This is a genomic window from Rhodococcus sp. (in: high G+C Gram-positive bacteria) (assembly GCF_049286785.1).
Taxonomy (GTDB): domain Bacteria; phylum Actinomycetota; class Actinomycetes; order Mycobacteriales; family Mycobacteriaceae; genus Rhodococcus_F.
In genome coordinates this window covers 1-10,030 of record NZ_JBAQEO010000535.1, presented here as the reverse complement: position 1 = coordinate 10,030, position 10,030 = coordinate 1, and the positions used below count along the sequence as shown (strand labels likewise).

7 protein-coding genes and 2 pseudogenes are annotated in these 10,030 nt (G+C 67.4%); 3 read left to right on the top strand and 6 right to left on the bottom strand.

Going from position 1 to position 10,030, the window contains the following annotated elements; genetic code table 11:
- Both WAW17_RS19390 and WAW17_RS19385 read left to right on the top strand, forming a co-directional pair.
- A partial coding sequence (locus WAW17_RS19390) for a hypothetical protein (protein ID WP_422334556.1) occupies positions 1 to 1,036 on the top strand: 1,036 nt, incomplete at its 5' end.
- Positions 1,037 to 1,051: 15 nt separating this feature from the next.
- Entirely contained in the window at positions 1,052 to 1,498 is a 447-nt protein-coding gene (locus tag WAW17_RS19385) for a DUF6325 family protein (protein WP_422334555.1), read from the top strand.
- A 329-nt stretch (positions 1,499 to 1,827) separates the two neighbouring features.
- Here WAW17_RS19385 and WAW17_RS19380 read toward each other — a convergent pair.
- A pseudogene (locus WAW17_RS19380) lies at positions 1,828 to 4,183 on the bottom strand (arylsulfatase).
- A gap of 364 nt (positions 4,184 to 4,547) precedes the next feature.
- Here WAW17_RS19380 and WAW17_RS19375 point away from each other — a divergent pair.
- Positions 4,548 to 4,760 carry a hypothetical protein gene (locus WAW17_RS19375; protein WP_422334554.1) on the top strand — a complete coding sequence of 71 codons (213 nt, stop codon included), beginning with the start codon at positions 4,548 to 4,550 and terminating at the stop codon, positions 4,758 to 4,760.
- A gap of 420 nt (positions 4,761 to 5,180) precedes the next feature.
- On the opposite strand, the gene WAW17_RS19370 is transcribed toward WAW17_RS19375, so the two are convergent.
- The 5 genes and pseudogenes from WAW17_RS19370 to WAW17_RS19350 form a co-directional block, all read right to left on the bottom strand.
- Positions 5,181 to 5,810: a sigma-70 family RNA polymerase sigma factor gene (locus WAW17_RS19370; protein ID WP_422334553.1), complete on the bottom strand. Its 630-nt coding sequence runs from the start codon at positions 5,808 to 5,810 to the stop codon at positions 5,181 to 5,183.
- A gap of 479 nt (positions 5,811 to 6,289) precedes the next feature.
- A complete protein-coding gene (locus tag WAW17_RS19365) occupies positions 6,290 to 7,114 on the bottom strand; it encodes an ABC transporter permease (protein ID WP_422334552.1) in 825 nt (274 codons plus the stop codon).
- On the bottom strand, positions 7,111 to 8,037 hold the full coding sequence (locus tag WAW17_RS19360; protein ID WP_422334551.1) for an ATP-binding cassette domain-containing protein: 927 nt from the start codon (positions 8,035 to 8,037) through the stop codon (positions 7,111 to 7,113). Before WAW17_RS19360 ends, WAW17_RS19365 begins: the two co-directional genes overlap by 4 nt.
- Positions 8,038 to 8,302: 265 nt before the next feature.
- Positions 8,303 to 9,448 carry an RNA polymerase sigma factor gene (locus tag WAW17_RS19355; protein WP_422334550.1) on the bottom strand — a complete coding sequence of 382 codons (1,146 nt, stop codon included), beginning with the start codon at positions 9,446 to 9,448 and terminating at the stop codon, positions 8,303 to 8,305.
- A 6-nt stretch (positions 9,449 to 9,454) separates the two neighbouring features.
- Positions 9,455 to 9,863: pseudogene (locus WAW17_RS19350) on the bottom strand (YciI family protein).
- Positions 9,864 to 10,030: the final 167 nt, after the last annotated feature.

Sequence of the window (10,030 nt, the reverse complement as noted above, 5' to 3'; positions counted from 1 at the left end):
GATCATGACCCGTCTCGATGTGGAGACCCTGACCGCCGAGGCGTTGACGGCACTTTCCGAGAATGCACCCCGGGTTCCACCCGCCGTGGTCGGACTGGCGCCCGTGCTCGCCGATCAGGCCCAGTCCTTCGTCCGGCAGACGGTCAGCTCATTCGTGGCCTCGGACCAGTTCGAAACCCTGTGGATCCGCGCGAACCGGGAAGCACATCAAGTGCTGGTCGCGGTCATGACCGGCCAGACCAGGGCAGCAGTGCAGATCAACGACCAGGGCACGGTCAGCATCGCATTGGCACCGATCATCGACAACGTCCGCACCAGACTGACCGAGCGCGGCTTCGCCTTCGCCGACAAGATCCCCGAGATCGACAAGTCGTTCGTACTGTTCCAATCTCCCGAACTGGTCAAGGCGCAACGAGCGGTGTCGGCATTGGACACGGCGTCCACCGTGCTGCCCTTGATGGCCCTCCTGATTGCTGCCGCCGCCGTCTGGGCCGCACCCAAAGGCGGCCGCCGACGCGCATTTGCGCTGGTCGGCGTGAGCATCGCTGTTGCCATGGCCCTACTGGCGGTGGCGATCAGCATCGGCCGTGCGATCTACCTCGGGGACATACCGTCCGATGTCCTCTCCCGGGACGCGGCAGCGGTGTTGATCGACACGCTCGTTCTTCCCCTCCGCACCGCCGTGCGTGCGGTGTTCCTGCTGGCGGTGGTCATCGCGGCGGCCGGATACCTCACCGGATCGTCCCATTCCGCGGTGGCGGTGCGCGGTGCATACAACAAGGCGGTCAGTGCTGTTCGGGGAGCACACAGTGGCCGAGCACCCTATCCGGTCGAGACTGCCGTCGCGACGTATCGGACACCATTGCGAGTGGTCATCATCGCGATCGCCACGATGACCCTCGTGTTCTGGAAATACCCGTCGGGCCTGGTCGTGATGGTCACCGTACTGATCACCGTGGTGGCGCTGCTCCTAGTGGAACTGGTGGCCCGGCCCGCTCTGCTCACACACGACAACCCGCAAGACTCGACCACCTGAGGAGGATTTCCGAACATGACCGAAGAAATTGACGAGCTCGGTCCGGTCGACTGGATCGTGGTGGAGTTCCCCGGCAGCAAGTTCAACGGGGCGATCGCACCCGCACTCGGTGACCTCGTCGAACGCGGAATAATTCGTGTTCTGGATTTCCTTCTTCTGAAGAAGGACGCGGACGGGTCGCTCGAAGCGTATGAGCTCTCCGACCTCGACGACAGTGAGATCGGCGAGTTGCGCTCCTACGAGACCGAGCTGGCGATGCTCCTCAGCGAGGACGACGTCGAAGCGGTCGCTGCAGCGATCGACCCCGGAAGTACAGCGGCCGTGCTGGTCTGGGAGAACACGTGGGCCGCGCCGTTCGCGTCGGCCACACGCCGTGCCGGTGGACAGCTCGTGGCAAGTGGGCGCATTCCGGTGCAGGCTCTTCTGGCCGCAATCGAAGCAGACGAGGAAGTTGGTGCCTGACATGCCTTTAGCAGCCAGACGTTTGCGCCGAGCAGCGGTGATCGGACCCGCCCCGGTAGCGCGCACCGCCACCACGGTCGCCACGGCGGCCGTGGTGGCACACGGAGTCAGACGTCGTACCGATCGGCGAGACGATCGTCGGGACGACCGCAGGGACCGGCGCCGCTGAACCACCCGCGATGGGCGGCGCAAGAACAACACTCGGATGGCAGAACGGCCGAAGCGCCCGATCCGGTTGTGCGCCGCAAGCTGAGCCGGGTCTTGATCAGCTTGACGATCGATCAGGACCCGGCTTCGCGGTTCTCGTCGCGCCGCACTCGTGATCCCCGCTAGTCGATCATGAACCAACCACGCACCTGTGCCTGATGGTCGAGGTATCGCTCGCCGGACACATCGACAACGACCTTGTCGATCGTGCCGCCGGTGAACGGGAACGGCGACGTGTAGTCCGGTGTCACCGGGGACGCGCTGTCACGTCCGACGCAGATGCCGTCGCCGACGAGGCAGAACACTCCCGGCTGGGTGACGATCTCCCCGGTGGCCACCTGCTGGTCGTCGAGGTAGAGGGTGAGGGTCCCGGCGAAACCCGGCATGGTCGGATCCGAGTTCTTACCACGCACGGTGAACTCTGCAGTACAGACGTGGGCTCCAGGGGTGATGTCGCGGTCCGCGAACAGGTGCTGAAGGTGGGTGCCGAGCCAGTTGAAGGCGTAGTGGAGTCGGTGGTCCTTGACGTAGAGGCTGTGCCCGCCGGCGACACCGCCGTGGGCATAGAGGACACCCTCGGCGTCGGCTGTGTCCACGTGGACTCCGGCCGCGATCGTGTACGAGCGTCCGATGATCGAGACACCGGCAGACTCAGGAACGTCCGCGGAATTCGGGTAGTACTCGTAGTGGTCTCGACGCTTGCCGGGGTGCGGGCGCTCCGCGAGGACCTGCTCGAGGGCGCTGCGGTCATCGAGCGGCAACCCCTGGTAGATGCCGGCGTAGTAGAACCACAGGTCCTTCAGCTCCTGCAGACGCTCGGGTTCGGCGGCCGCGAGATCGTGAACTTGAGCGCGATCATCGGCGAGGTTGAACAGTTCCCAGGCGTCCTTGTCGAAGTGGCCCCACCCGGACAGCGGAGGATGCACGGAACAGGCCAGCCACCCCTGGTGATAGATCGACCGCTGCCCCAGGATGGTGTAGAACTGCGTGTCCTTGCCGGGCGCCTCGGGGTCGGTCAGCGATGCCGCGAAGCTCTGCCCCTCGATCGGGCTCTGCGGGTATCCCTTCAGCACCTCGGGCGGTTCGATTCCGAGGAGCTCGTAGAGCGTCGGGACGACGTCGACAGCGTGAATATACTGGGGCAGTGGCTCGCTCCGGGGCTCGAACTTTCGCGGCCACGCGAGCAGGCACATGTCGGCGATGCCGCCCTCGTAGCCGGCCCAGCGCTTCCAGTACGGAAACGGGGTGTCGAGTGCCCAGGCCCAACCGGTGTTGTAGTGGTTGTACGAGGCCGGACCACCCAACTCGTCGATGTGCAGTAAGTGTGCCCTCGGTGGTGTCGGGCACCCCGTTGAAAAAGCGCCATTCGTTGAAGGATCCGTTCGGCCCTCCCTCGCCGCTGGCGCCGTTGTCGGAGACCACGACGATGATCGTGTTGTCGAGCTCACCGGAGCCCTCCAGGAAGTCGATCACCCGACCGAGCTGATCGTCGGTGTAGGAAATGTAACCGGCGAACACCTCCGCCATCCGCACGAACAGTCGCTGCTCCTCGGCGGTCAGCGAGTCCCAGGGCCGCACCGTGTCGAGCAACGGCCACGGTTGGCCGTCGGGCCCGGTGGTGGCCGGCTCCCCGTGCGGGTTGATCGGCGACAGTTCGGTGTTCTCAGGGAGCAACCCCAGGTCTTTCTGCCGCTGGAGGATCTCGGCGCGGATGGCCTCGTAGCCCTGGTCGAACGTGCCCTTGTACCGGTCGGCCCACTCGGTGAAGACGTGGTGCGGCGCGTGCCCGGCCTGCGGAGCGAGATACATGAAGAACGGTTTGTCGGGATCGATCGACTTGGCGTCACGAATGAACTCGATCGACTTGTCCGCCAAGTCCTTCGACAGGTGGTACCCGTCCTCGGGCGTCCCCGGAGCATCGATCGGATGGTTGTCGTAAACCAGGTCGGGAAACCAGCTGCTCGACTCGCCCCCGAGGAAACCGTAGAAACGCTCGAACCCCCGGCCGAGCGGCCACCGGGACTTGACCGCCGACATGTTCATCTCCTCACCCGGGGTCAGATGCCATTTACCGACGCAGTACGTGTTCCACCCCCGTTCGGCCAGCACCTCGGAGATGAACCCGTTCTCGAAGGGAATGTGGGTCGAGATCCCCGGAAAACCGGAGCTCAGTTCCGCAATGGTGGCCATGCCATTGGTCGTGGCATTACGACCGGTCAACAGGGAGGACCGGGTGGGAGAACACAACGCCGTGGTGTGGAAGTTCGAGTAACGCGCACCCATCTCCCCGATGCGGCGCATGGTCGGGGTCTCGACCGGACCGCCGAAGACGTCCATGGTGCCGTACCCCACGTCGTCCCACGCGATGAGCAGGATGTTCGGCGCACCTTCGGGTGCTCGATCCGGCAGGTACGGATCCCAGTCCGGAACGGAGTCACGAATGTCGACCGTAATCTTCCCTTTGTGCGTTCTGGCCATGGCGTCGCTCCTGGTGTCGGGCCGGTCCCCACATGTGTGCGCTCGCCCGCGGGAAGCCTCACGTCTTTTCATCGTGTGGCACCCGTCGAGGCAGCGTCTTCATCCGACACGCATGAATTGGACGTCGACCATTCCGCATATGCCTCCCGAGTCCGAGCACAGGTCCCCGTCCGCCGGCTGACGATTGCCCTCACCGTCCTGTGGATACCATCGGCCTTCCCGGTCGACGGGTGTGCGCCGATCTCGGATTGGTTCACATGTTCGGCAGAGATGTGAAGTCCTCACGGCCCCAACTCGATCTGGTGCCGCAGCGGCTACGCGAGGATGACGTCCTGGTGATTACCCGACTGGTGAAACGCACGGGGTGACAATTCACAGCGCCATGGCGCTCAGTTCACCTCGGATGACTTCGCTACCGCACGAGGGTGCGGTGCTTCCCGACCGATTGCGGCGGCTCGCTCTCGCAGGCGGGTTCGTCGCCGACGTACGCGTGGCGTGGCGTGGCGACGACACCAATCCCGCGCTTCATGGGGTGCTGAAGGTGGTGCTCGGGTTCGACGAGGCACCGATCGACTGACGACCGGAACCCCGCGCCCGGGGCTCGACTCAGGTGGAGCTCTCTCTACCACCCAGTCCGGGGTTGCGTCCATTCCCGTTCTCCTTCGTCTGCTCTGGTGCCCCCTCCCAACGAATCAAGGAGTCACCATGACCAACCCGAATGAGTTCGAGTCCCCGGCGACGGACCGGACGGACGCAACACCGCAGCCTGCGGCGCCCACATGTTGCAGCACCGAACGGCAAACCACCTGCTGTGATCACAACGAGAAGGCGACGTGCTGTGGTCCGGCGGCGACGGCCGGCGGAGGGTGCGGCTGCCAGTAGCATCACCCGGTATCGCGGTGCGGTGCGGGCGTCAAGCGGCTCGCACCGCACTGCTGTCTGTTCGAGGTGAGGTGAAGATGTCCGGCGCCCGCCTCCCGAGGGGGTGTGACAACGTCTACTGGTCCGCCGGTGGTGTGGCCCCGCAGTCGCAGGCTCCGCCGCGGGGTTGGTAGTCGTGCACGTGGCCGGTGTGGTCCTGGCTGATCTGACAGCACGCGTGCAACCGCTGCCGTAGAGCGGCGCGGCCGCGTTGGACCCGGGATTTCATGCCGGACACCGAGATTCCGGCCTCGCCGGCGGCAGCGGCGTGCGTTCGGGCGTCCAGGTCGACCATCGTCACCGCGGCAGCCTGCTCGGCGGGCAGACCGGAGAGCATCGGCACCAGGCAGGCGGCGAGTTCTTTCTGCACCGCCTCGTCGGTGTCGGGTTCGCCGGCGGGAGGGTTGTCCGGGACGGCGTCGACGGGCAGCTCGCGGCGATGCGCCGCCGACCGGTAGTAGTCGGTGATCGCGTTGCGGGTGATGGCATACATCCACCCGAGGAGCCGGTCCTGATCGCGCAGGTCGTCGAGACTCTTGGCCATCCGCAGGAACACGATCGACAGGATGTCGTCGGCGTCTTCGGGGCAGGAGACCCGGCGGGCGATGAAGGCCCGCAAGTCGCTCGAGAAGCGGCGCCAGAGCTGCTCGAGATCACCTGGTTCCGGCTGTGGTGTCGTCGCGGCCGTGGCCGTCGTCTCGCTCATGGTCCTCTCCTCTCCGTCTCCAGCATCCCCGCCTCGCAGCGCGGTGGCGACCCCTGGGTCGTCGTCTCACAGGTACGGACGACGGTGGCCGCGATAGGACGCACCCCTGCGTCCGGATTCGGGGTGTCACGTCTGTACGGGTGTCGATGTCGATATCGGGTTCTCCGATTCGACGTATCGGTACCAGCGCGGTAAGGAGGTGAGAGCGATGCTGACGACACATCTGTTGTCGGGTCTGACCAGTGAAGAGGTCGATCTGATCGTGGCGGAGGAACTGCATCTTCTCGACGCCGCCGTATGAGCGCCGTCGGCGCCCGGACCGGGCGTGCCAGCTGAACACAGCACACCACGCATGGCCCCTACCCTCTCGCGGGGTGGGGGCCGTGAGAGTGCCCGGATCCTGGGTTGCAGCGCACGCGCAAAACCCGCCCTGCCCCACCCCCTCGTGCCGAGGGGAGAGGGTAGGGCGGGGTGGTCGATCAGCGAGTGGCAGCCGCCCGTGTCGGCCGGACTCGGCGGGTGAGAACGGGGACGGCGGTGACCACGGCCCACAACCCGATCGCGGCGACCAGGGCGGTGACGGTGTCGCCGGCGGTGGCGGTGCCGAGCACGTGTCCGCGCAGGGCGTCGGTGGCATGCGCGACCGGATTCAGGGTCGCCATGGCCTGCATCCAGCCAGGCATGGTCTCGAGCGGCGCGAACGCACTCGAGACGAACATCAGCGGCATCATCACCATCATCCCAGCGAACTGGACCACATCCGGGCGACGGAGCCGGTCCCCGATGAGCCCGAACAGGGCGCTCATCGCCGCCGCCAGCACCACCAGGACCACGACCGCGGCGGCGGCGTCCAGGGCGGTGCCGTGGAAGTCGAAACCCAGCGCCACGGCGGCGATCCCGAGCAACGCGGCCCGGGCCAGGGTGAACACGGCCTCGTTGATGGTGCGGGCCACCCCCGGCAGCGCCGCCCGCATGGGCAGGGCCGCAAAGCGGTCATGCAGGCCGTTGGTGTGATCGATGGCCGCGGAGACTCCGGCGTTGGTGCCGGCCATCACGGTGGACACGGCGAGCATGGCCGGGGTGAGGAAGTCGATGTAGCTGACCCCGGGCGGAAACCCGGGTCCGGCGGCGACGCTGCGGAACACCTGGCTGAACAGGACCAGCATCGCCATCGGCATGGTCAGCGAGAACATCAGCAACTGCGGGACACGGGCACTGGTGCGCAGGTTGCGGATGGTGAGGGCAACGAGCTGGTTCCCGATCGGGGACCGCTCGATCTCGGTGGTGGTGCGGGTGGTGGTCATCGGTGGGCTCCGGTGTGGGCGAGGTGGGTGAAGACGTCGTCGAGGCTCGGGGAGGTCACGTCCAGGTCGGTGACCGCGATGCCGTCTCGGTGTAGGTCGGCGACCAGCGCGGCGGCGGCGATGCCGTCGTCGACGGTGACCGAGACCCGGACCCGGTCGCCGTCGACCCGGTGATCGGTGTCCGGGGTGAACGGCAGATCGCCGAGTTGATGGGTAGGGATGGTGGCGCTCAGGACCTTGCCGCCGACGATCTGTTTCAGTTCGGCGGGGGTACCGCGGGCGGCGACCCGGCCACGGCTCAAGACCACGATGTGGTCGGCGAGCCGGTCGGCTTCGTCGAGGTACTGGGTGGTGAGCACGACGGTGGTGCCCGCGGTGGTCAGTTCGTCGACGACGTCCCACAGTGCGGCGCGGGCGAGGGGGTCGAGGCCGGTGGTCGGTTCGTCCAGGAAGAGAACCGACGGGGACCCGACGAGGCTGGCGGCCAGATCGATCCGGCGGCGGGAGCCACCGGAGAGTTCCCCGACCCGCCGGGCGGCGTATTCGTGCAACCCGAGCCGGTCGATCAGCGCGTCGGCCTGCGCGCGGGCGGTGCGGCGCAGCCCGGTCAGGCGGCCGATCAGCTCCAGGTTCTCGCGGGCGGTGAGGAATTCGTCGAGTCCGGCGTATTGGCCGGTCACCCCGATCCGGCGGCGAATCTCGGTGGCGTCGGTGACAACGTCGAGACCCTCGATCTGCACGCGGCCGATGGTGGGGCGCACCAGCGTGGTCAGGGTGCGGATCAGGGTGGTCTTGCCGGCACCGTTGTGGCCGAGCACCCCGAGGGTGGTTCCGGCACCGGCGGTCAGGTCGACGCCGTCGAGCGCCCAGGTGGCGGCGTAGGCGACGTGGAGATCCTCGACGACGACGGCCGGGGCGGTCATCGCACACCCCCAGCGTGGCCGGCGTCGATGTGGGCGGACAGGTTGGTGGTCATCGGAAGGTCCTCTCGTGGAAGGTGTGCTCGCACCCGGTGATGGGTGGGAGTCGACTCCTCAGACGAACCAGCCGTGATTCGGACGCACCAGCCGCGGTCGCGGCCGCCGATCAGCTCGATCGAACGCGGGCGAGGTGCCGTCCGGCCAGAGGTCTTCGCCGCCCCGGAAAGCGACGTCGTGGACGATGTGCATGTCGGAGTTGAACGGCCGCTCAACGGCGGAGGTCTGCGTTGAGCCGTGCGGCCTGACGGGTGAGGTGGTCCCGTTCCGGGAGACTGTCCGCCGATCGGCCGGCATCGGCGTAGAGCCGTGCTGCAGTCACGGGGTCACCGTCACGCTCGTGTAGATACGCCGCGACGGCGACGTAGCGGGGCAGGGCGGGGTCGAGCCCCGCCAGGGCGGCCAGGCCTGCCCGCGGGCCGTCGGCCTCGCCGACCGCGACGGCCCGGTTGAGGCGGGCCACCGGGCTGTCGGTGAGGCGCACCAGTTCGTCGTACCACTCGACGATCTGCACCCAGTCGGTCTCCTCGGCTGTCCGGGCGTCGGCGTGGAGTGCGGCGATGGCGGCTTGGGCCTGGAATTCGCCCAGGCGGTCGCGGGTGAGGGCTCCCCGGAGCACGTCGACGCCCTCGGCGATGAGGCGGGTGTCCCACAGGCTGCGGTCCTGCTCGGCAAGAGGCACGAGGCTGCCCTCGGGGCGGGTCCGTGCCGGGCGCCGTGCATGGTGGAGCAGCATGAGCGCGAGCAGGCCCGCGACCTCCTCATGGTTGGTCTTGGCCGCCAGTTGGCGGGTGAGCCGGATCGCCTCGACAGCGAGATCGATACTGCCGCCATAGCCCTCGTTGAAGACGAGGTAGAGCACGCGCAGCACCGTGGCGACGTCACCGGGTTGGTCGAACCGGACGCCCGAGACGGTCCGCTTGGCCCGGCTGATGCGCTGGGCCATCGTCGCCTCGGGCACGAGGTAGGCCTGCGCGATCTGTCTCGTGGTCAGACCACCGACCGCGCGCAGCGTCAGCGCGACCGCCGAGGCCGGCGTCAGGGACGGGTGAGCGCACAGAAAGTACAGCGCAAGCGTGTCGTCCACCGCCTCGCCCGGGCCGGGCATGGGCTCGACCTCGACGAGCACCTCGCGCCGCCGCCGGGAGATGTCGGCGCGGGCGGCGTCGAGAAATTTACGCCAGGCCACGGCGACCAACCAGCCCTTGGGGTCCCGCGGCGGATCATCCGGCCACACGCGCACCGCTTCGACCAGGGCGTCCTGCACGGCGTCCTCGGCAGCCGCGAAGTCGGCTCCGCGGCGGACAAGGATCCCGATCACGGTGGGGGTGAGGGTCCTCAGCAGGGCTTCATCCACCGTGCGTCACTCCGTAACGGTCGGAGGCGCGGCCAGGAACGGGCGCACCTCGAGCCACTCGTGAATCGGTTTCCCACCCGCACCCGGAGCCGCAGACAGCTCGCCCGCCAGCTCCAACGCCCGCACGTAGCTCTCGACGTCGATCACCATCCAGCCGGCGATCAGATCCTTGGTCTCGGCGAACGGGCCGTCGGTGACCGGCGGCCGCCCCTCGCCGTCGTAGCGGACGAACGTGCCCTCCGGCGACAGCGCGTGCGCGTCGCACGAACTCACCGGTGCCCTCGAGCCGAGCGGCGAAGTCATCCATGTATTGCACGTGGGCCGAGATCTCCTCCGGCGTCCACTGGTCCATCGGAACGTCATTGACCGATGCCGGCGCGCCACGGTAGTGCTTGAGCAGCAGGTACTTGGCCATCATGTTCTCCTTGACGCGGTACGACCCATTGTGGCCGTGTTCACCCCGGGGACGGAGCCGCGCTCGGGATCTCGACATCCCACCGCGACATTTCCCGGCGACCGGACGATCTGGCCCCGCAACTCGCGGGCCGACCACAGTGGGTCCGTTATAGCGCGAGCGTTTGG